18 protein-coding genes are annotated in these 21,109 nt (G+C 70.6%); 3 read left to right on the forward strand and 15 right to left on the reverse strand.

The features are described 5' to 3' along the window. Positions 1 to 7 precede the first annotated feature (7 nt). Both ABJI51_RS35845 and ABJI51_RS35850 read right to left on the reverse strand, forming a co-directional pair. Positions 8 to 718, reverse strand: coding sequence for a TetR/AcrR family transcriptional regulator (locus tag ABJI51_RS35845; protein WP_348955536.1), 711 nt, complete (start codon positions 716 to 718; stop codon positions 8 to 10). Continuing rightward, positions 702 to 1,955, reverse strand: coding sequence for an FAD-dependent monooxygenase (locus ABJI51_RS35850; protein WP_348955537.1), 1,254 nt, complete (start codon positions 1,953 to 1,955; stop codon positions 702 to 704). The genes ABJI51_RS35845 and ABJI51_RS35850 overlap by 17 nt, the downstream gene beginning before the upstream one ends. 216 nt (positions 1,956 to 2,171) lie before the next feature. Between ABJI51_RS35850 and ABJI51_RS35855 the strand changes: the two genes are divergently transcribed. After that, positions 2,172 to 2,831: a G1 family glutamic endopeptidase gene (locus ABJI51_RS35855; RefSeq protein WP_348955538.1), complete on the forward strand. Its 660-nt coding sequence runs from the start codon at positions 2,172 to 2,174 to the stop codon at positions 2,829 to 2,831. 39 nt (positions 2,832 to 2,870) lie between these two features. On the opposite strand, the gene ABJI51_RS35860 is transcribed toward ABJI51_RS35855, so the two are convergent. The 7 genes from ABJI51_RS35860 to ABJI51_RS35890 all read right to left on the reverse strand — a co-directional run bounded on the left by ABJI51_RS35860 (position 2,871) and on the right by ABJI51_RS35890 (position 11,096). Then, positions 2,871 to 3,680 (reverse strand): family 3 encapsulin nanocompartment shell protein, encoded by an 810-nt coding sequence (locus ABJI51_RS35860; protein WP_348955539.1) that lies wholly within the window; start codon positions 3,678 to 3,680, stop codon positions 2,871 to 2,873. Further along, positions 3,677 to 4,921, reverse strand: coding sequence for a DegT/DnrJ/EryC1/StrS family aminotransferase (locus ABJI51_RS35865; protein ID WP_348955540.1), 1,245 nt, complete (start codon positions 4,919 to 4,921; stop codon positions 3,677 to 3,679). Before ABJI51_RS35865 ends, ABJI51_RS35860 begins: the two co-directional genes overlap by 4 nt. A 25-nt stretch (positions 4,922 to 4,946) precedes the next feature. Then, positions 4,947 to 5,717, reverse strand: coding sequence for an SDR family oxidoreductase (locus ABJI51_RS35870; protein WP_348955541.1), 771 nt, complete (start codon positions 5,715 to 5,717; stop codon positions 4,947 to 4,949). Next, entirely contained in the window at positions 5,717 to 6,607 is an 891-nt protein-coding gene (locus ABJI51_RS35875) for a sulfotransferase (RefSeq protein ID WP_348955542.1), read from the reverse strand. Before ABJI51_RS35875 ends, ABJI51_RS35870 begins: the two co-directional genes overlap by 1 nt. A 2-nt stretch (positions 6,608 to 6,609) precedes the next feature. After that, positions 6,610 to 7,791 (reverse strand): radical SAM protein, encoded by a 1,182-nt coding sequence (locus ABJI51_RS35880; RefSeq protein ID WP_348955543.1) that lies wholly within the window; start codon positions 7,789 to 7,791, stop codon positions 6,610 to 6,612. 195 nt (positions 7,792 to 7,986) lie between these two features. After that, positions 7,987 to 9,462 carry an MFS transporter gene (locus ABJI51_RS35885; protein WP_348955544.1) on the reverse strand — a complete coding sequence of 492 codons (1,476 nt, stop codon included), beginning with the start codon at positions 9,460 to 9,462 and terminating at the stop codon, positions 7,987 to 7,989. Continuing rightward, positions 9,459 to 11,096, reverse strand: coding sequence for an AMP-binding protein (locus ABJI51_RS35890; RefSeq protein WP_348955545.1), 1,638 nt, complete (start codon positions 11,094 to 11,096; stop codon positions 9,459 to 9,461). Before ABJI51_RS35890 ends, ABJI51_RS35885 begins: the two co-directional genes overlap by 4 nt. A 196-nt stretch (positions 11,097 to 11,292) precedes the next feature. Here ABJI51_RS35890 and ABJI51_RS35895 point away from each other — a divergent pair, with 196 nt between their 5' ends. Both ABJI51_RS35895 and cysC read left to right on the forward strand, forming a co-directional pair. Beyond that, on the forward strand, positions 11,293 to 12,225 hold the full coding sequence (locus tag ABJI51_RS35895; RefSeq protein WP_348955546.1) for an ATP-grasp domain-containing protein: 933 nt from the start codon (positions 11,293 to 11,295) through the stop codon (positions 12,223 to 12,225). A gap of 1 nt (position 12,226) precedes the next feature. Continuing rightward, positions 12,227 to 12,763 carry an adenylyl-sulfate kinase gene (gene cysC, locus ABJI51_RS35900; RefSeq protein ID WP_348955547.1) on the forward strand — a complete coding sequence of 179 codons (537 nt, stop codon included), beginning with the start codon at positions 12,227 to 12,229 and terminating at the stop codon, positions 12,761 to 12,763. Positions 12,764 to 12,832: 69 nt separating this feature from the next. Here the strand turns inward: cysC and ABJI51_RS35905 are convergent, their stop codons facing one another. The 6 genes from ABJI51_RS35905 to ABJI51_RS35930 all read right to left on the reverse strand — a co-directional run bounded on the left by ABJI51_RS35905 (position 12,833) and on the right by ABJI51_RS35930 (position 20,948). Next, positions 12,833 to 14,194, reverse strand: coding sequence for a glycoside hydrolase family 10 protein (locus ABJI51_RS35905; RefSeq protein ID WP_348955548.1), 1,362 nt, complete (start codon positions 14,192 to 14,194; stop codon positions 12,833 to 12,835). A 400-nt stretch (positions 14,195 to 14,594) separates the two neighbouring features. Next, entirely contained in the window at positions 14,595 to 14,945 is a 351-nt protein-coding gene (locus tag ABJI51_RS35910) for a UBP-type zinc finger domain-containing protein (protein ID WP_348955549.1), read from the reverse strand. Positions 14,946 to 14,995: 50 nt separating this feature from the next. Continuing rightward, positions 14,996 to 16,786, reverse strand: coding sequence for an RICIN domain-containing protein (locus ABJI51_RS35915; RefSeq protein ID WP_348955550.1), 1,791 nt, complete (start codon positions 16,784 to 16,786; stop codon positions 14,996 to 14,998). Positions 16,787 to 16,982: 196 nt separating this feature from the next. Next, complete coding sequence (locus ABJI51_RS35920; RefSeq protein WP_348955551.1) at positions 16,983 to 18,425, reverse strand: arabinofuranosidase catalytic domain-containing protein; 1,443 nt, start codon at positions 18,423 to 18,425, stop codon at positions 16,983 to 16,985. Positions 18,426 to 18,453: 28 nt separating this feature from the next. Further along, positions 18,454 to 19,482, reverse strand: a complete 1,029-nt coding sequence (locus ABJI51_RS35925) for a LacI family DNA-binding transcriptional regulator (protein ID WP_348955552.1) — start codon at positions 19,480 to 19,482, stop codon at positions 18,454 to 18,456. Between the two features lie 92 nt (positions 19,483 to 19,574). Beyond that, positions 19,575 to 20,948 (reverse strand): RICIN domain-containing protein, encoded by a 1,374-nt coding sequence (locus ABJI51_RS35930; protein WP_348955553.1) that lies wholly within the window; start codon positions 20,946 to 20,948, stop codon positions 19,575 to 19,577. Positions 20,949 to 21,109: the final 161 nt, after the last annotated feature.

A 21,109-nucleotide genomic window follows, 5' to 3' on the forward strand; every position in this document is an offset into this window, starting at 1 on the left:
CCCTCCTTCACTTGACCGAGGCGGGGAGAGCGATGATCTCGAGTGCCGCCGCCCGGGCGGCGGCGAGGGCACGGATGCCGTCCGCGGCCGCGGCCCGGATCTGGGCGGGGGTGGCGTCCTCGGGGCCGAGCAGCGCGGTCACCGACTTGGCGATCACCGGTCCCGCCTCGGCCGGGACCGGCCGGGGCCTGCTCCGGCCGGTGATCGCGCGGAAGCCGGTGAACAGGGCGTGCAGAGCGAGTGCCTGCTCGTCGAGCGGCCAGTCGGTCCGCGCGAGGCCGTGGCCGCGCCAGATCGGGAGCACGCCGTACATCATCGCGTCCGGGCTCAACGTCTCGAGCAGCTTCGCCGCGCGCGGGTTGTCGGTGAGGGCACCGAGGAACCCGTCGTCGTCATTGTGCAGGGCGTCGACGAACGGGTGCCGGGCCGCCGTGGCCAGCATGTCCGGGACGAGCCGGGAGGGCCGGGCGAGGTCGGGGTCGGCGGTCACGGCCTCGGTGACGTCGTCGGCCAGGGCGAGGAAGTCGCGGCAGACCAGGCCGAGCAGCAGGTCTTCCTTCGTCTTCCAGTACAGGTAGACGGTGCCCTTGCCGATGTGGGCCCGGGCGGCGACCTCGGCGATGGTGACGCCCTTGCTGCCGCGGGCGAGCAGCAGCTCACCCGCGGCCGCGAGGATGCGCGCGGCCTTGGGCGAGTGGTGTTCAGGCAGGTCCGGCAACGCTGGTCCTTTCCGGAGGTCGGAGCACTTCGCCGACGATATCGGCATTCTTGTACGTGGTGATGTCGTCCACGCGCATCACGCGTTCGACGAGGCGGTTGCCGATCCGGGTCCTGGCCAGTTTCGGCAGGGCGCGGCGGAGGAGGATCTCCGGGCGGCTGTCGGCCATGAAGATCTTGCGGTCGGTGAATGCGCCGTCCTGGTAGTGGTCGATGAAGGGGCGCAGGGCGCGTTCCCATGCGGTGAGCGCGGTGCCGATGTCGGTGTGGCGTTCGAGCATGGTGCCGAGCAGGTCGGCGCCGGTGAGGCCGGCCGAGACGCCCATGCCGGCGTAGAGGGTGACGCACCAGGCGGAGTCGCCGACCAGGACGACGCGTCCGCGGTGCCACTGCGGCATGCGGACCTGCTCGACGGAGTCGAAGAGCGGGGCGTCGGCCGTTTCGAGGTGGTCGATCACGGCGCCGAGGATGGGGCCCAGCGGCCGCGGGCCGAAGGCGGCGCGGACGCGCTGCGCGGGCGGGGCGGTGAACTCGGCGTCGGCGTCGTCGGTGCGGTAGGTCAGCATGATCGTGGGGTCGTGGTCGGCGAAGGCGAAGACCCACATGGACCGGCCTGGTTCCAGCAGGATCGCGCCTTCCCCGGGGGCGAGGCCGGGCGGGGTTCCCTCGTACCGGAACGCCACGACCATGTAGCCGAGGCGGCGCAGGTGGTCTTCGTGCGGGCCGAAGACCAGTGACCGCACCGTGGACCGGAGCCCGTCGGCGCCGACGACGAGGTCGAACCGCTCGGTGACCTCGGCGCCGGTCTCGGTGTTCCGCAGGGTGACGTCGACGCCGCCGTCGTCCTGCTCGATGGCCGACGGCACGGTGGAGTAGCGGATTTCGACGTCTTCCGGCAGCACCTCGAAGGCGGCCTGTTCCGCGTCACTGCGCACCATCAGCCACGGCTGGCCGGGCAGGTCGCCGAAGCCCGTGCCCGGCCACCGCCGCCCGTTCCGGTCGAGGCTCACCGGCGGCCGCGAGGAGCCGCGGTCGTGGAGGTGCGGGGTCATCCCCAGCCGGGCGGCAGCTGCCTTGCCTGTCCCGAACAGGGCGACGAAGTAGCCGCCCGTCCGGCGCGCGGGAGCGCGTTCGACCAGCACCGGCGTCCAGCCTGCGGCGTGCAACCGGGCGGCGGTCGCGAGCCCGCTGACGCCCATTCCGACAACGAGTACACGGCGTGTGAAGGTGGCTTCCATGCCGTCAACCATACTGACCGGATTGGTCAGTTAGTCAGTCTGTGGTCCAGGTCACGTCTGCTGGCGTGAAGGCCCCTCGCCCGAGGGTCACCTTTTTGTCTGCCCTTCGGTCCGCGATGACCGGCCGTCCGCGCCGATAGCCTGAATTCTCTTTCACCGGGAGGGATAATTGTGGGAAGACGTTTTCTGCCGACAGTAGCGGCGGCGCTCGGCGGCATGGCATTGCTTACCGGTGCCGCGGCACCCGCTTCGGCGTCGGCGCTGTGCTGCGTGTTTTGGGATGACCCGTTCGCCGGGTACAGCGTGTTCAATTCGAGCGGTGTCCGGCAGGTGACCGGGACCTGGACGCAACCGGCGGCAAACTGCGCCGGCGGCCGCGCGGTCGACTTCGAGGTGACCGTCTCCAGCTTCGATCCACACGGGCCCAGCCTGTACGCCGGGGTCGGCACCAACGTCGACTGCGCTTCCGGCAGCCCGGTCTACTCGGCGTGGTACGAGGTGACCGGCTACGACAGCCGGATCCGATGGGCCGACCAGGTGACCCCTGGTGACGTTCTTCGCGGCACCGTGGACCATCTCGGCGACAAGCAGTTCCGCTTCACCCTCGAGAACCTGACCCGCGGGTGGCGCAAGGAAATCCAGGCCGCCGGACCGCGGACGCCACAAGGCACGCAGGCCGGCGTGGAGCGGCCGGCCGGCGGGTTCCCCGATTTCGGTTCGGTCCCGTTCACGAACGTGCTCCAGGACGGCCACCCGATCGGCGAATATTCACCGACTGCCGAGACGGCCGATTTCGGGATCATCGATCCGGTCGAGGTCATTCCCGGCCCGCTTTCGGACAACAAGAACTTCACCCCCAAGTTCGTGCACGCCTAGACCGCGTGTGGCCTCGCCGTCCAGGCGGGGCCACACCCGTCACTTGACCGTGCGGATCACCACGTGTTGCGGCAGGTGGACGGCCAGCCCCAGCCGTACCGAGGCCCACAGCAGGTCCTGCCCGCCGGGGCCTGCTCCCCGGCGCAGCCCGATCACCGAGTCCAAAGTGTCCAGCAAGGTGAACGCCGCGCGGAAGTCGGCGAAGATCGCCTCGTCCGCCGCCAGCATCCTGGTGCGCGACACCCGGACACCCGCCTCGGCCAGCCTGGTGAGCAGGCCGAGCCGCACCAGTTCCCAGTACAGCCGGGGATGCGTCACGATGCCGTCGCACGAACCGCCGGTTTCCTCGACCAGAGCACAGGTTTCGGTGGCCACGCGGTCGACGTCGATCGGCTCCTCGATGCGGCGGAGGCCCGGCAACGCCCGGATTCCCGTCAGCACGCCGTCGGAGCTGCCGTTGAGCAGCGCGTCGTTCTCCCGCGTGCACAGGCGGACGACCAGCCGGTGGTCGATCACCGTCGCGAGCATTGCGGGGTGCTCGGTGAGTTCGGCGGGTATCGGCAGCGACGCGGTCACCGTCGTGATCGCCGCGGTCGCGAGTGACGTCGTGAACCGCGCCTCGGGGGTCGAGCCGTAGGACGTGCCCGAGGTGTCCGGGCCGTGGTGTTCCTCGCGCAGGTAGGCCGTCGGGCCCGCCACCTCGCGCGTTTTGAGCAGATGCCGCACGGTGTATCTCGGCCGGGTCGCCGCCAGCGGGAAGGTTGCGGGAAGCGCGACGCGCAGCGGCACTTCCACGTCGCCCTCCCCGGTCAGCGCGGACGCCAGGGTTTCGCCGGGAGTGGGGGTCATCGGGGCAGCCCCGCGATCACCTTGCGGACGGCGCGCACGACGTCGGCGCAGTCGGCGTGGGTCAGGTTGGCCGACAGCGGAATGTCCACTGCCTGCTCGAGGAACCTCGCGGACCTGGGCAGCGCCCGCTTGGCCGCGGCCGGGTCGGGGAAGCAGAACCGCCAGTTCCAGAACGCGCGGACGTTGTGGTCGACGGGGTCGCCGATGTTGCGTGCGGAGATGCCCTCGGCGCACAGGGCGCGCGCGAACCGGGCGCCCGCCGCCGGGGCGGGGTCGAGGACGCGGAACATCAGCGACTCGCCGAGCAGCGCGCCGGGGGCGACGGGCTTCCGGACCGCGATGCGGGACTCCCCCGCCAGGCCGTCGGCGACCACCCGGTGGTTGCGCTGGTGCCGGGCGACGCGTTCGTCCAGCCGGGTGAGCATCGAGGTGGCCAGTGCGGCGCGGATCTCGTCGAGCCGCCAGCCGAAGATCGGGTAGTCGAGGTCGCAGACGTCGCCCGGTGGCGCGCCGGGGGTGTCGAAGTGCCGGTCCATCCTGCCCTCATATGCTCCACAGTGGACAGTCGCGCGGGCGAACAGCCGGGCGTCGTCGGTGATCAGGAACCCGCCTTCCCCGGTGTTGATCGACTTGTCCGACTGGGTGGAGAACGCGCCCGCCGCGCCGAGCGTGCCGAGCAGCCTGCCGCGCAACCGGGCGCCGAGTGCCGGCACGGCGTCCTCGACGACCGGGACGCCCAGCGGGTCGGTCAGCGCGCGCACCGCGTCGACGTCGCAGGCGAAGCCACGCATGTGGACCACGACGACGGCGCCGACGTCCCCGGTCAGCTTGCCCGCCAGGTCCGCGACGTCCAGGTTGAGGTTCGCGTCGCACTCGACGAGCACCGGTTCGTGCCCGGCGAGCCGGATCGCGGACGGTGTCGCGGCGAAGGTGAACGCGGGGCACAGCACCTTCGAACCCGGCGGCAGGCCGAGGCCCAGCAGCGCGAGCGTGATCGCGGTGGTGCCGCTGGTGCAGCCGAGCGCATGCTTCGTGCCGAAGTACGCGCACAGCGCGGCCTCGAACCGGCCCGTCTCGGTCTCCCGATGCGGCCGATGGTCGTACCGGAAGTACAGCCGCCGCCGGATGGCGTCGATGCCTGCCTGCTCGTCGGCGCCGCTGATGAAGACGTCGCCGCGGTCGTACGTCGGCCAGACGGCCGTCCGCACGGGGACGCCGCCGTCGATCGCGAGCGTCTCCACGGCGGGAAGCGAAGCTTCCAGAGGATCAATCGAGACCACGGTAGGAACCCCCATCGACGAGTAGTACTTCACCGGTGACGAAACCGGCCTGGTCACCGGCGAGAAAGGCCGCCACCGCACCGAAGTCGGCCGCGTCACCGAGCCTGCCGAGCGGAATGCCGGACACGAAACCGGCGAGCGTGGCGTCCGGGTCGGCGCCGAGCTGCCGCTCCACCGCCGGGGTGCGGTGGTATCCGGGCGCGAGGACGTTCACCGTGACGCCCGCGGCGCCGAGTTCGTGCACGAGCGACTTGGCGAACCCGAGGAGTCCCACTCGCACCACATTGGACAGTCCATAACGGGGAATGGGCTGTTTCACGGTCTCCGAAGCGATCATCAGCAGCCGTCCCCAGCCTGCCGCACGCAGGTGTGGCAGTGCCGTCAGCGCGAGCCCGATGTGCGGCAGCAGGCTGGTCTCCAGCGCGGACCGGTAGTCCGACGGCCCGAACGCCGTCACCGGCCCGGGCGGCGGGCCCGCGCCGTTCGTCACGACCACCTGCACGCCACCCAGTTCGGCCGACGTCGTGCCGACCCAGGCCGCGACGGCCGCTTCGTCGGTGACGTCGACCACCGACGCGAGCACCCGGCCCGGACCCGCGGCGTCGACCTTCGCGGCGGCGCCTGCCAGGCGATCCGGGTCGCGGCCGCAGAGTGACACGTGCGCGCCTTCAGCGGCGAGCGCCAGCGCGGTGCCGAGCCCGAGCCCGCTGGTGCCCGCGGCCACCAGCGCGACCTTGCCGCGCAACCCCAGGTCCATCACGCCACCGGATAGCCATAGCGGCCGAGCAGGGGCAACGCGAACGCCGTAGCCGTCGCCCTCGCGCGCCGGGGCAGGTCGCGGCGCCACCGGTCGTCGGGACGGACCCGGATCCGGCCCTGCGCGAACCGGTCGGGATTGCCCGTGACCGTGTGGTTCACCCCGAGGGTGGCCAGCCCGTCCGCACCGATCGGGGGTTCGGCGCGCAGGCCGAGCAGCCCGAGGACGTCCGCGAGGCTGCCACGGGGGTCGCGGACGAAGTCCTCGTACCGCAGCCGCATCGAGGCCGCCGGATTTCGCAGGCAGACGAGTTCCGACGCCGCGTTGAAGCCCGTCCAGTGCACCGTGCTGCGGGCCGGGCTCATCGCGGGGAGGTAGTCCTTGGGTCGCAGCCAGGAGCAGGCGACCGCGCGGGGGTCGCGGACCACGTGCAGGACCCGGAGATCGGGACCGGCCAGCAAGGCCGCTTCGGCGGGGAACTTCGAACTGTCCACAATGGTGTGTGCGCCGGAGACCTCCGCGATGGCGGCGTACAACCCGGTCATCCGGGCCGCCAGTTCGCGCGCGGCGGGTGACTGCCCCGCACGCAGCCTGCGCACGGTATGCCTGGTGCGCACCAGCAAGTCCTGCGCCTCGGCCCAGCGCCGGGCCGAGGCGAGCACGTCGGCGCCGCCGATCAGGCCGAGCACCTTGCTCCACAACGGACAGTCCAGGACCCGCTCGGCGCAGCCGCACAGCGTGTTCGTGCCGTCGCCGATCACGCCGTTGCGCCACAGGTAATGCAGCTCGCCGACATGGACGACGCCGTCGAGTTCGTTGAGCAGGTTGCCGATCACGGTGGTCCCGCTGCGGCACCAGCCCGTCACGTACAGCACCCGTGGCCCGGCCATGGTCAGTGCCCCGCCGGTGCGGGCAGGCCGGCGACCTTGCCGAGCCGTCCCTTCGCGTAGAGGTGATCGAGGATGGCGGCGTCCACGATGTCGCCCTGCAGCCGCGCGGCCGCCTCGTCGACACCCTCGGTCTCGTACCCGCAGTTCACCCAGCGCGAGGCGACCTTGCCGGGCTCGTACCCGGCGGTGACCGTGCCCAGGTCGTAGCCGGGCTGACCGGCGGAGTGATAGCAGCTGTAGAGGCTTCCGTCGGAGTTGACCACGGCGCCGGTCGTGCCACCGGTCTCCGCACAGAACTGGCAGTCGACGATCCGCGGCGCGCCCACGGTGAAGCCCGCGTCGATCGCCTGGCGGTGCAGGTCGGCGAGCCGGTGCCCGAGATCCGCGGAGTGCTGCATCGTCTTCTCGTAGCCGAGACCCACGTCGTAGACGAGGCTGAAGGTCATCATGAACCTGTCCGGCTCGAGCCGGTCGGCGAGCCGGCCGACGAGCCCGTCGACGCTCTTGATCGAATCTTCGTTGAGAATGACGCGCAGATGCCACTTCAGCGTGGTCTTCGCCGAGGCTTCCTCGACGTTGCGCAGGATCTGCTCGAACGTTCCCCGGCCGCCGATGGTGATCCGCGACCGGTCGTGTTCGGCCTTGTCGCCGTCGAGGGTGATCTGCACCCATTGCAGGCCGGCGTTCTCCAGCGTGGCCGCGGCCGGTGCGGTGAGCAACGTGCCGTTCGAGATCATCGCGGCGCCGGCGAGCCCGATGTCACGGCATCCGTCCAGCAGCCGCACGCACGAGTCGAGGTACATCGTCGGCTCGCCGCCGAAGAGCACGAGGTTGACCGAGGTCTTGCCCAGTTCGGCCATGCGCTTCCGGGTGAACGCCATGATGTCGGCGACCTTGGTGTCGTCGAGGTTCGAACCGGGAATCCGAAGTGGACTGCCGCCGCCCGGTTTCGGCAGCTCGGCGTTCTGGAAGCAGTACGAGCACGCGAGGTTACACTTCGTCGTCACCAGCACGGTCAGCCCGAAGACCTCGGAAGCCGGTGTCATGGCGCGGTCGCGGGCCTCGAGTGACTCGGCGGTTTCGGGCGTCGGGCGCCCGTCCGCCCCGAGCCGGTCCGGCGGCACGCGCGCCACGAAGTTCCTGCCGACCGCCCAGTACTGGGATTCTCCTTGGATCAAGCGCATATCAGGACCGCCAGCTTTCCGTACGAGGTGATGGTCGTGCCCGGTCCGGGCGGGAGAGACGAGCCGTCTCCCCCGCCCGGCGGTGTGGCCGTCCGGCTTCCTGGTGCCGTCCGGCGCGTGCTCAGCCCACGATCCGGTCGCAGGAGCAAGCTTCCTGCGATTCGAACTCGAAGACCTCGATTTCGTTCTCCATGGTCAGTCCTCCTCTCGGATTCCGTTGCCGCGTCCAGGGTCGGACCCGCTTTGTCGCGCGGCTTTTCCGCCGCGCCGCATTGTCAACACCACCAGCAGCAGGGCAAGCACCATCAGTCCACAAGCGACGGCGATTCCGCGACCGACTCCCGTGGCCAGCGCCTGACGCGCGGTCGCGCCGGTGCTGCTCGCGGTCGTCGCCCAGATGACCGTGCCCAGCACGGCCAGGCCGGTCGCGCCGCCGACCTGTTTCGCGGCGCCCAAGATTCCCGAAACCAGCCCGGACTCCCCCGGAGCCACCCCGCGCAACGCCAGTACCGTCATCGGGACGCTGCTGAAACCGAGCCCCGCGTGGATCAGCAGCGCGGGCACGAGCAACCCCGTCAGATCGGCTGTCGCGCCGCCGAGCCAGGACAGCCAGCACATTCCGGCCGCGGCGACCGCCAGCCCGGCGACGACCAGCCGGAACGGTTCGCTCCGGGTCAGCGACCACGAACCGAGCCGGATCCCGGCCACCACCACACCGGTCAGCGGGAGGTAGACCAGGGCGGTCTGGAACGGGCTGAAGCGCCAGACGTCCTGCATGAAAATGGTCAGGAAGAAATAGAGACCGAACGTCGCCGTCGTGGTCAGCGCCGACACGACGAGAATACCGGACCGAAGCCGGTCGGCAAAGATCCTCAACGGCACCAAGGCATTCCGGGTGCGCTTCTCGATCACGACGAAAGCAGCGAGAAACACGACCGCGCATGCCAACGCGGCGACGACCGTTCCGTCCTGCCAATGCGACACTCCCGAGTGGTCCGTGGCGCCCGTGATCAGGCCGTGGACCAGCAAAGTGATGCCGAGCGTGCCGGTGAGCGCCCCTGGCAGGTCCAGCCGGCCGCCGACGCCCTCGGTCCCGGCGAGCACCCGCCTGCCGATCAGCAGGACGAACACGCCGACCGGCACGTTCACCCACATCACCCAGTGCCACGAGAGGTAGGTGCCGACCAGGCCCCCTGCGAGCAGCCCGAGCGCGCCGCCCGCGGTGACGACCGCCGAGTAGATGCCGAGCGCGCGGGCCCGTGGCGGGCCTTCCGGAAAGGTCACCGCGATCAGCGACAGCGCCGTGGGCACCGCTGCCGCGCCACCGATTCCCTGCAGCGCACGGCAGACGACGAGCCACCACGGTGCGGTCGCGAATCCGCCTGCGGCGGACGCCACCGTGAAGACGAGGATGCCGGACAGGAAGACCCGCCGGTGACCGAGCAGGTCCCCGGCCCGGCCGCCGAGCAGCAGGAACCCGCCGAACGTCAGGGAGTACGCCGTGACGACCCATTCGAGCCCCGAGCCGGAGAACCCCAGCGAGCGCTGGATGCCGGGCAGCGCGACGTTCACGATCGTCGTGTCCACTTGGGACATCAGCGTCGCGGCGGAGATGACCGCCAGCGCGATGCCGGGTTTCACCGCCTGGCCCGGTTCGAGCGTCCTGGTCATGGGCGTGGCGCCGCCGCGAGTTCGAGGCGTTCGCGCAGTGGCCCGCGGAGCACCTTCCCCAGTGAGTTCTTCGGCAGCACGGCGACGAACTGCACCCGGTCCGGCCAGAACGCCTTCGCAACACCTTCGCTCGCGAGGTGGGCATGCAGCTCGGCCAGGGAGATCGCCGGGAACACCGGAACGACCACCGCGCAGACCTTGCTTCCGCCGGGGATGTCGGGATGCGGGTAGCCGACCAGCACGACCTCGGCGATGCGGGGATGGCGCTGCAGCAGGGTTTCCACCTCGAGGGTCGACACCTGCATGCCGTCCGGCCTGTTGATGATGTCGGCGCGGCGGCCGGCGATCCGGATGCCGCCGCGGCCGTCGGGCCGGGCGAGGTCGCCGGTGTCGAACCAGCCGTCAGCGTCCACACAGGAGTCGTAGTCCTCCTGCCCGCCGAGGTAGCCGAGGCACTGCGACGCGCCGCGAACCAGCAGCCGTCCCGCTTCCGCGCCGGGCTCGGTGTCGATGCGGACGTCCATCCACGGCGTCGGGCTGCCATCGCTGTGTGCGGCCCAGCCGGGCGGATCGTCCGGCCTGGTGATCGTGACCGCGCCGTTCTCGGTCATCCCCCAGAGTGCGTGCAGCTCGACGTCGAAGACCTCGCGCACGTCCGTGCTCAGCTGCGGATGGACCGGCGCCGAGCCCGTGACGATCTGCTTCAGGCTGGACGTGTCCCGTGCTTCTTTTCGTTGTGCTGCAAGAAGGTTGACGAGGAAGATCGGTGGGGTGTAGAGCCAGGTGACGTGGTGCGCCTCGATCAGGTCGCGCAGCAGGTCCATGTCGTCGGTCTGTTTCTGGACGACGCCGGTGGCGCCGAGGAACAGCGGCAGGTAGAGGCCGTAGGTCAGCCCCGCCATGGCGGTCCCGATGCCGGGCAGCGAAATGACGTCGTCCCGGGTCAGCCGGTGCGGCTCGGCCACCGCCCGCACCGCGGCGTAGAGGGTGTTCTGGCTGTGCACGACCAGTTTCATCCGCCCGGTCGTGCCGGAGGTGTGCAGCAGCTGCGCCGGTTCGTCCGGCCCGAGCCGGTCGGCCTCGGGAACCGGCGTGCGTTCTTCCCACGGTGTGTGGACGAAGAACTCGTCGAAGCCGAGCGCACCCGTCGCCGCCGCGTCGCCCACCACGACCCGGTGCGCCAACGTCTCCGGAGCGGCCTCGGCGAGCAGGGCGGCACACTCGTGTCCGCCGTATTTGTCGACTGTCACGCAAACCTTGGCACGGGTGACTTCGAGGACGTGACCGAGTTCGCGGCGGCCGACCACGGGGAAAACGGGTGCGCTGACCGCGCCGACCCGGTGACAGGCCAGGTAGAGCGGCGCCAGCAGCCACAGGTTCGGCAGGTAGCAGGCGACCACGTCACCGCGCCCGACGCCGAGTTCGCGCAGCGCCGAGGCGAAGCGCGCGACGGTGCTCGCGAGTTCGGCGTAGCTCAACGCCGTCGCCTGTCCCGCCTCGTCGTGGGCGATCAACGCGGGATGATCACCGCGGTCGCGGGCCGCGTCGGCGAGATCGTCCAGAAACGTCGAATCCCGCCACCAGCCCGCCTCCCGGAATCGAGCCGGTCCGGCCATTGTGTCCACAATGGTCACAGTCAACTCCCCCCGCGTCACGTTTCTTCCGGCGAACTTTAAGCACCACGCGCCGGATTCCGGTAGCCCGATTCGCGGAGAGTCCCCCTTCGCGACCCTTTGGGGCAGCCGAAGTCGGCCCTTTCGTCCGGTGACAGCCGGTCGCCGACCGGGGAAAGTCAGCTGATGTCCGCGGCGCCGAGACGAGGAGGCCATGATGAAGATCGGAATTCTCGGCTGGGACGACGGCGTGCTGGGCCCTGACACCCCGGGTGGCGAATACGATCCGGACGGCCCGGTGCTCGTCGAGCACGGCAGGCGCCGGGGCCACGAGACGGCCTTGTTCACCCTCGAAGACGTCACGTACGTCCCGGGCGACGAGGGCACGGAAGTCATGTTGGGTAAGCATTCCAGCCGTTCCTTCGACGCGATCATCTCGCGCGCCAAGCTCTTCGGGGACGACTGGCGTGACCGCGGGTTCGACTGGCGCGACCGGGTCGAGCGGCTGACCATGGTCAGCGAAACCCCCGGCCTGCACATGTTCGACCCGGCCGAGGTGTGGCAGTGCTCCTACAGCAAGTTCCTGACCATGCGAAAGCTCGCACTGGCCGGGTTGCCCGTGCCGCCGTGCCGGTCGGCCACCACGCCGTCCGACGTCGAAATCGCCTGCCAGGAATGGGAGGACGTCATCCTCAAGCCGTCCTATGGATATCGTGGCAAGGGCGTGACGCGCATTACCGATTTTTCCAGCCAGAAATCGGAAATTCAGGACCTGCTGGACGAACACGGCACGTTGGCGTGCGTCCCGTACTATTCGACCCAATGGGGCGAATATCGGGTCATCGTGGCGGGCGAGACCGTGCCCGAGGTGTCACTCAAGCTGCCCGCGGCGGGCGAGTGGCGGCCCCACGTCAAGCTGGGCGGCAGCTTCGAGCTGATCGACCCGCCACCCGGCCTGGCGGAACTCGCACTGCGCGCGGCCCGTGTGATGGGACTGACCCTGACCGGTCTCGACATCCTGCCGACCGCGGACGGTTTCGTCATCCTGGAGGCCAACCCCGTCACCGGCGGACTGAAGGTCTTCGGCGAGGAAATCCACCACGCAATCCTGGACGGCGTGTACGACTGGGTCGAGAAGCGGGCCGCCTGAGATGACCGTGCTGTTGACCGGCCTGCCGAGCGCAGGCAAGACCAGCCTGGCGACGGCCGCGCGAGCGACGTTGCTGGCGGCGGGCCACCAGGTCGAGATCCTGGACGGCGACGTCGTCCGCCGTGAGCTCTGGCCCGAACTCGGACTGTCGCCCGAAGACCGCGAGCGCAACCTGACGCGCATTGGTTCCGTCGCGCTTCTGTTGGCGCGCAACGGGATCACGACCATTGTCGCCGCCATCGCACCGTACGCCCACAGCCGGGCGGCGCTGCGTGCTGCGCACGCGGGCATCCCGTTCGCTGAGGTGCACATCGCCACGCCGCTCGAGGTGTGCCGCCGCCGCGACGTCAAGGGGTTGTATGCCCGGCAGGCCCGTGGTGAGATCACCGGAGTGACCGGGGTTGACGCTGTCTACGAGGAGCCTGTTGATCCCGACCTGCGGATCGACACCTCGCTCGAGGATGTCGGGGAGTCGGCGGACAGACTGGTGGACTTCATCCTCCACGGACCCGTCGGTTCGAGGGCCCGCATGGGGTGACGTCCGCTTGAACGACAAAGACGCCCCTGGGCGCGGCGACCCCGGAGGTCACCGCGCCCGGGACGTCACTCAGGATGCGCTGCAGCTGACGCTGGGCCAGTTCCAGTTACCGTTGTGCTGGATCGTCACGCCCCAGTTGTTGCCGTTGCCGTTTGGCTTGGCCACCAGGACCTGGCTGCTGGGCCACGTCGGGCTGATGTTCCACGTTGCGATGATGCGGGCCGGGCTGGGCACGTTCATCGTCACCGTCCAGTTGTTCGATCCGGTGACCGATACGTTCAGGTTGTACCGGTCGCTCCAGGACTGGCCGGCCGAAAGCGTTGCCGTGCAGCTGCCGCCGCCCGGTGTTGTGGATGTCGTTGTCGTCGTCGTGGTGGTGGGGTTCGTCGGCGTTGTCGTCGGGGTTCCGCCCGAGTTGAGGACGTTGAGGACCGAGTTGTACGCCGCCTTCTTGTTGCCGCCTCCGTCGAACAACAGCGGGCTTTCGCTGGAGCGCCACGAGTCGCTGTCGCGGACTCCCCACACCGTGATGCCGACGCAGCGGGCCACGTTCATGCACGCCTGGGTCAGCGCCGAGTACTGCGACGTCGACGCGTTCGTCACGTCGACCTCGGTGAGTGCCACGTCGACGCCGAGGGCCGCGAAGCTGGAGATCGTCGTCTGGAAGTTGCTCGGGACCGAGCTTCCGCCGGTGAAGTGGGCCTGGAGGCCGACGCAGTCGATCGGCACGCCGCGGGACTTGAAGTCCCGGACCATGTTGTACACGCCCTGGGTCTTGCCGTAGTTCCAGTTGTCGATGTTGTAGTCGTTGTAGCAGAGCTTGACCGAAGGGTCGGCCGCGCGGGCCGTGCGGAACGCGACCTCGATCCAGTCGTTGCCGGTGCTCTGCAGGTTCGACTGACGGCGGCTGCCGTCTTCGTTGAACGCCTCGTTCACCACGTCCCAGTACGCCAGCTTGCCCTGATAATGGGCCATCACCTTCTGGATGTGGTTGATCATCGCGTTGCGCAGCGTGCTGCCGCTCATGCTCTGCATCCAGCCCGGCTGCTGGGCGTGCCAGGCGAGCGTGTGGCCGCGGACCTTCGCGCCGTGGCCGACCGCCCAGTCGTAGATGCGGTCGCCCGCCGAGAAATTGAACTGGTTCTGGTTGGGCTCGGTCGCGTCGATCTTCATCTCGTTCTCGGCCGTCACCATGTTGAACTCGCGGGCCGCGATCGTGGTGTAGGCCGAGTCGCCGAGCCTGCCGCCGGCGATCGCGGTGCCGAAGTAGCGGCCCGACTGCGCCGCCGCGGCCCCCAGCGTGGCGGCCGCCGCGTCGGCGCCCGGGGCTGTCACCAGGACCGCCGCCGCCGCGGCAACGGTGGCCATTCCCGCCACGACCCGCGTGGCCGCGGACCGCCACCACCGCCCGCCCGACGCATTTCCTGCCATCCGTGGTCTCCTTCCGAGCCGCGCCCAGGACGGGCGCGTTGACCTACGGCTAGCAGCACAACACGGCACTTTCCGGCCAGGCAAAGAGTTTCGGCCGAGTTTCGAGGCGGGTGCCGGGACCGCTCTGGTCGGCGAAGTGACGGATCGGCGGCCTGGGCAGGCGGGGACTGGTCAGCGGGGCCGGGCGGTCGGTCCAGCCCGCCCGGCCCTGCAGGCCGGGCAAGCGGAGACGGTCAGCGGAGTGGCGGATCAGCAGGCCGGGGCAGGCGGGGACCGGTCGGCGGTGCAGGCGCCCGGTCCGGGCCACCGGCTCCGGCAGGCCGGGTGAGCGGGACCGGTCAGCGACGCCGGGCGGTCGGTCCAGCCCGCCCGGCCCCGGCAGGCCGGGCAGCCGGGACGGTCAGCGGTGCAGGCGCTCCGTCCAGTCCGCCGGAACCCGGTCCGCCGGGCCCGGCGCCGGCTGGTCGAGCGGACGGTGCGCCGGACCGGCCAGTTCCGGGCCGGACTCGTACATCGTCTCCTCCTCGTAGTCCCAGAACCACTCCTCGCCCGGCTCGAAGCTGCGGACGAACCGGTGGCCGGTTGCCGCCGCGTGGGCGCTTGCGTGCTGGCCCGGTGATGAGTCGCAGCAGCCGATGTGGCCGCATGCCGCGCAGCGGCGGAGGTGGAACCACCAGCCCTGGGGCTCTGCCGCCTCGCAGTCTGCGCAGCCCGCGCCGCTCGGTGGGGCCGAGGGATTCACTCCTTGCATGCCTGCTCCCCTGCTCGATGGCGCGGGAACCCACGCCGTCCGGGAAGAGGTTACGGCGCCGGTGCCTTGCCCCACAGCCGCCAGGTCTGGTTGAGGGGGCTGCTCTGGGTGACCGGGCGGCACGGCCACTGGATGAGCCGTGCACCGGCCGTGGTGGACGCTCCCTCCACGTCGACGCACTTGCCGCTGTGGCGGGCCACCAGCTGGTAGTCGTGCGGGTCGTTACCGCTGTAGGTGACCCTCCGGAGGGTGAACTGCTGGTTCGCCGCGCCGTCGGTGCAGGTGGCCTGCTGGATCGCCGCGCCGTCGGCCGTGGACGCCGCCGCCACCTCCAGGCACTTGCCCGACTGCTGGCTGACCAGCGTGTACGCCCCGGACACCGGGCGGAAGTTCCACAGCTGCTGGTCGCCGCCCTCGCACACGGACTGCTGGGCCGCGGTGTCCAGGCACTGCTGGGAATGCTGGACGACGGCGACCGACTGGAACCCGGCGTCCGACGGCGGCAGCAGCGTGACCGTGAACGTGTCGTCGGCGTTCGTGTGCGGCAGCGTGACCGTCGTGGCGTTGCCGGACAGGCCCACCACCGTGTCCTGGATCGTCACCGGGCCCGCCACCGCCGCGCCGCCGTTGTACGGGATGCGCTGGACGACCACCCGGACGCGGTTGTCCTGGACGATCCCGGCGGTCGCGTCGAGCCGGCGCAGGGCCACCGAGACGTTGCCCGTCGCGCTTCCGCCGCCGACCAGGACCTTGGCGGTTCCGTTCGCCGACGTCGCGAACGCGTCGTACGACGTGCTGGGCGTGGTTGCCGCGATCGTGCCCGTCTGCGCGCCGTAGTAGCGGTACACCCACCACTCGCCCTTGGGCTGGTGGCGTCCCGCGGAGTCGTGGACGAGCAGGTTGGCCAGGTCGTTGTGCAGGTTTCCGCCGCTCGCCCAGTTGGCGCGCAGGCCGTCGGCGCCTGCCCGCTCCAGGCGGGCGATGTACCACGCGCCGTCGCCCGGGTTCTGCTCGTTCGACGCCCCGTACTCGTTGATCTGGTAGGGACGCGGGTGCGGGATGCCGCGCGCGCCCAGCGAGGCGTTGGCCGCCGCGACGTTCGCCACCGGGTCGCCGGGCAGGGAGTGCCAGCTCACGATGTCCGGGACGGCGTTGGCGGACTTGACGAAGTCCAGGTACTGCGTCCACCAGCTGCCCGCGGTCGACGGGACGCCCGCCAGGCTCGGGCCGACGATGAGGTGAGCCGGGAACGCCGCGCGGATGCGCTGGTAGGCGCGCTGCCACAGGGCGAAGTACTGGCTCTGCGGCCGGTTCCAGAAAATCGAGATGTTGGGCTCGTTCCAGATGTCCCACTCCACCGGGGCGCCGGTCGCGCGGACGTCGGAGATCAGCCGCGTCAGGAAGGCGTCGAAGTCGCTCCAGTCGCCGTTGTCGCCGGGGAACCGGGAAATCGGGTAGCCGTCGGCGCCCCACAGGTCGTGCACGAGCAGGACGAACTGGCCGCCGAGCGCGCGGGTGCGCAGCAGCTGGGCGCGGGTGGCGTTCCACCGGCGGTCGTAGCGGCCCGACACCCAGCCGCCCGGGCTGTCCAGCTGGGCCCCGCCCGCCCGCATCGCCTGGAAGCGCACGTCGCGGTAGAAGTGGTCGGCCGGGCCGGAGGCGTTCTCGGTCATGCCGTAGATCCAGCCGGACGCACGGGCGGTCGGGGTGCCCGCGGCGACGGAGAAGTCGACGGCGATCGATTCGTCGGCGGCCAGGGCGGGCTCGGAGACGGCCACGGCGGACGCACCGGCGAGTGCTCCCGCGACGACGAAGGCGGCCAGGCTGCGCAAGAGGTCCACGGTGACTCCTCGGGCGGGGACGGCGAGGTCGAACCGGTTCGACAAGGTGTGAAGGTACGCCGGTACTGTTCCCGATGACAAGCGGCCAAAAGGAGTCGAACCGGTTCGGCGCCGGGTTCGCGGTCGGCAGGCAGCGAAGGGCACCTTCCTTGCGTCTGACGCAAGGAAGGTGCCCTTCAGCTCACCGTGGTCCAGGTCAGCGATAGCCCGCCGCGACCACGTTGGCCTGTACCGCGTTCTCCGTCGCGTCCGACGGGTAGCCCGCGACCATCGCGCCTTCGTAGAACGTGCCCGCGCTCAGGTTGGCGCCGCCGCCGGGCTTGCAGCAGTCGCCGCCGCTGCCCAGGACGATCGCGCCCTGCTTCTTCATCGGGCTGTAGCCGTTGGGCAGGTTGCCGTCCCACATCGTCGTGAGGCTGCCCGACTGCGCGTTGCTGCCCTTGAGCGCGAAGCGGGACGTGCCGTTGTTCTTCAGCATCGCCGTGACGAACTTGCTCGGCAGTGCCCGCTGGTTCGGGTTCCACGCCTGGCTGCCGCCCGGGTACAGGCCCCACTCGAGGTCGGCCTGCACCCACGGGCCGGAGCCCTGGCACCCGCCGAACCAGCACTCCGTGCCGAAGTTGATCGCGTCCATCGCGCCTGCCGCGTCGGCCTTCCTGGTCGTCTCGCTGTTGCCGTAGTCGAAGCAGCAGCCGCTGTTCACGTGGGTTCCGCTGGTCACCATGTACATGCCCTCCGGCGCGCTGCCGGTCGGCACGCCGGTCAGGTGCCCGTCACGCCAGTAGCTGTTACCCGGGTTGATGTACAGCGAGTACGCCTTCGCCCCGCCCACCGTCAGCGACTCCGACGTCGCCTTCGCCGGGCTGCTCTGGCTGGAGCCGGGAACGACGCTCGATCCCTGGTACCACAGGTCGTTCCCGTGACCGGACTGGTCGTAGACGACGGTGATCACGCACGACGTCCCCGCGCAGAACGAGTCCTGGGCCGCGGCGTCGGCGGTCCCGCCCGCCGCCAGGACCGCGATGTTGCGCGTCGTGTTGTCCGACGAACGCCGGACCTGGTAGAGGTTGCCGCTGTAGGACCCGTACAGGGCCCGGACCGTGCTGTGCGCGGCGATGCACGGCGTGCCACCCGACGCGTAGATGTCGCACGGCGCGGTGCCGGTCGGTGGCGGCGGGGTGGTCGCGAAGCTCCACCGCTGGTTGGCCTGGCCGTGACACGTCCAGAGGATCACCGGCGTGCCTGCCGCCGTGCCCGCGCCGTTGACGTCGAGGCACAGTCCCGAACCGACGCCGGTGATCGTGCCGTCGGCGTTCTGCCGCCACTGCTGGTTGGACTGGCCGTTGCAGGACCAGATGATCACGGCCGTCCCTGGCGAGGTCCCCGCGCCGGAGGCGTCCACGCAGCGCGTGCCGTTCAGCGTCCGCAGCTCGCCCGCCGCGGTGAACTCGTACGCCTGCCCCGGCCCGCCGGTGCAGACCTGGATCTCCAGCGCCGTCCCCGGCGCGTCGGTGCCGCCCCTGACGTTCAGGCACTGGCCGGACGCCGCGCTCACCAGCGGCGCCGGAGCCGCCCACGCCGGGGCCGCGCCGGTCAGCACGGTCACCACCATCGCGGCCACCAACAGGAACACGCGCACGGTCACCACCACTTCCACAGAGGGTTCGTCAGTCCGACTTGCGCAGGACCAGCTCGGTGTCGAGCACCGTGCAGCGGCGCGGCACCGAGCCGTCGATCAACGCCAGCAGCTCGCCGGTCATCCGGGCGCCCATCTCCTCGACCGGCTGGCGGACGGTGGTCAGCGGCGGATCGGTCCACCGGCTGATCGGCAGGTCGTCGAAGCCGATGACGGCGACGTCGCCGGGCACCTGCCTGCCCGCGCGGCGCAGCGCACGCAGCGCCCCGACCGCCATCATGTCCGAGGCGGCGAACACGGCGTCGACGTCGGGACGCCGGTCGAGCAGCCGGGCCATCGCGTGCTCGCCGGACGCCTGCCCGAAGTCGCCGAACACCACCAGGCCGGGGTCCGGGCGGCCGGCCCGCAGGACCGCCTGCCGGTAGCCGTGCAGCCGGTCCACGCCCGCGGTCATGTCCTGCGGCCCGGCGATCGTCGCGACGGTCTGGCGGCCCGAGTCGATCAGGCGCTGGGTCGCCAGCCGCGCCCCGCCGCGGTTGTCCACGTCCACGTACGAAAGCCCGCCCGGTGTCCCTTCGTGGACCGGGCGCCCGCCGAACACCACCGGGATGCCGAGCCAGTCCAGGTCGAGCGGGCGGCGGCCGTGCATGCCGACGACGAGCGCGCCGTCGACGTGCCCGCCTTCGAGGTACCGCTGCACCGGCGCCTGGTAGTTCTCGGTCGAGGGCACGGTGAGCAGCACGAGCTGGAGGTCCACCGCCGCCAGTTCCTTGCCGACCCCGGCCGCGATCCGCGGGAAGTAGGGATCGGTGAACATCCGCAGGACTTCTTCGCACACCACCAGCGCGATCGATCCGGTGCGGCCCGCGGCCGACCCGCGTGCCGCCCGCTGGCGGGCGTACCCGAGCGCCAGCATCGCCGACTCGACCTGACGGCGCCGCTGGGGGCTCACCCGGGGAAAGCCGTTGAGGACCCGGGACGCGGTCGCGGTGGACACCCCGGCCGCCCGCGCGACGTCGGCCAGGGTGGGGCGGAACTCGGATGACTCGGCGGAGGACACGGTGCTTCTCCCAAGACGGCTCTGTCCGGTGCAGCGAGGAAGGAGTGTCCGCCGGGATCACCCCGGCGGACACTCCGGTATACGGGTGAAACTCAGGCGCGCTGGAGCTGGAACCGCTGGTTGCCGTTGCCGGTGAACGTCCACTGGGAGATCCGGGCGCCGTCGGCGGTCGAAACCTCCCACACGTCCAGGGCGAGGCCGCTCATCCGGTTCACCAGGCTCACCGCGCCGCCGCCCTGGTCGACCACCCGCCACTGCTGGGCGGCGGAGGACGCCTGCGGCTGCTGGGTGATGTCGGCGCCGGTGTTCGAGTTCGCCGCCTGGAGCACCATGCCGCTGTGCCGGGCGCGGATCCAGTAGTAGCCGTCGCCGGTGTCGACGAAGTCGAACTGCTGGTTGAGCCCGCCGGTGGCCGACCACTGCCGCAGCTGGGCACCGGCCGCCGTCGACGAGTTCGCGATCTCCGCGAGCTTGCTGCTGTGCTGCGCGACCAGCTTGTAGTTGACACCGGTCTGGACCGGCGGGGTCGGCGGCGTGGTCGTGCCGAACTGCGTGATGAACTTCCACACCTCGCCGGAGGTCCAGGTCTGCCAGCCGTCACAGGTGCAGCCGTCCCGCGGGCCGGGGTCGTGGCCCGCGCCGTCGAACGCGGCCCAGACCACCGGGTAGCCGGCGCGGCAGCCGGAGTACGCGGTCACGATGTGGGTCAGGCTGCCGTTCGCGGGTTCGGGCGGGTTCTGCGGCGTGCACCCGTTGTTCCGGACGAACGTGTCGCGCAGCGAACGGCCGAGCGCGATGGGCAGCACGTTGTCGCGGATGCCGTGGAGCCCGATGTAGGCGACAGGCTGGGTGCCGCCGTCGCAGCCGCTGAGGTTGGCTCCGGAGTAGACGGCGACCGCGCGGAAGACCGTCGGCCGCGCGCAGGCGAGTGCGTAGCTCATCGCCCCGCCGTAGCTGAAGCCGCCGGCGAAGACCTGCGTGGTGTCGACGCACAGGGCGGCTTCGACCTGCCTGAGCATGTCGTCGATGAACGTGACGTCCTGGCCGCCCGGGTTGGCCCAGCCGTTGCCGTTGCCCTGTGGCGCCACGAAGATCGTGCCGTTGCCTGCGTTGTCGGCCAGCCGCCGCAGGCCGTAGTAGGACCAGTTGTAGCCGTCGGTGCCGCCCGAGTCGACGTCGTTGGCGGTGCCGCCGCGCCAGTGCAGGCCGACGAACAGCCGGTACTGGCGGCTGCTGTCGTAGTTGTTCGGCACCCGCAGGATGTAGTTGCGGTTCTGGCCGCCGCTGGAGATCGTGTGGTTGCCGCTGGACAGGCCGGGTGCCTTCCCGCAGCCCGCGGTGCCTGCCGCGGCCTGTGCCGGGGCGGCGGGAACGGCCGCCTGTGCCGGTCCGCCGGTGGTCAGTGCGAGCACGGCGCCGAGCGCGACGGAGGCGACGGACGCGAAGAGGGACCTATACCTCGCCATCGCGCGGCTCCCTCCGGGAATCGAACATCGTTGTTCTCCAGGGGTTCGTGGGGAAACGCAGGGGAATCGAAGATCGGTGTCACGATAGGAGCGGGCGGCCGACGGGGTCAACGCTCGGTGAAACTTACGTGACGGCAAGGAGTTCCGTTCGCGGACGTCTC

This window comes from Amycolatopsis melonis (assembly GCF_040064235.1).
GTDB lineage: Bacteria > Actinomycetota > Actinomycetes > Mycobacteriales > Pseudonocardiaceae > Amycolatopsis > Amycolatopsis melonis.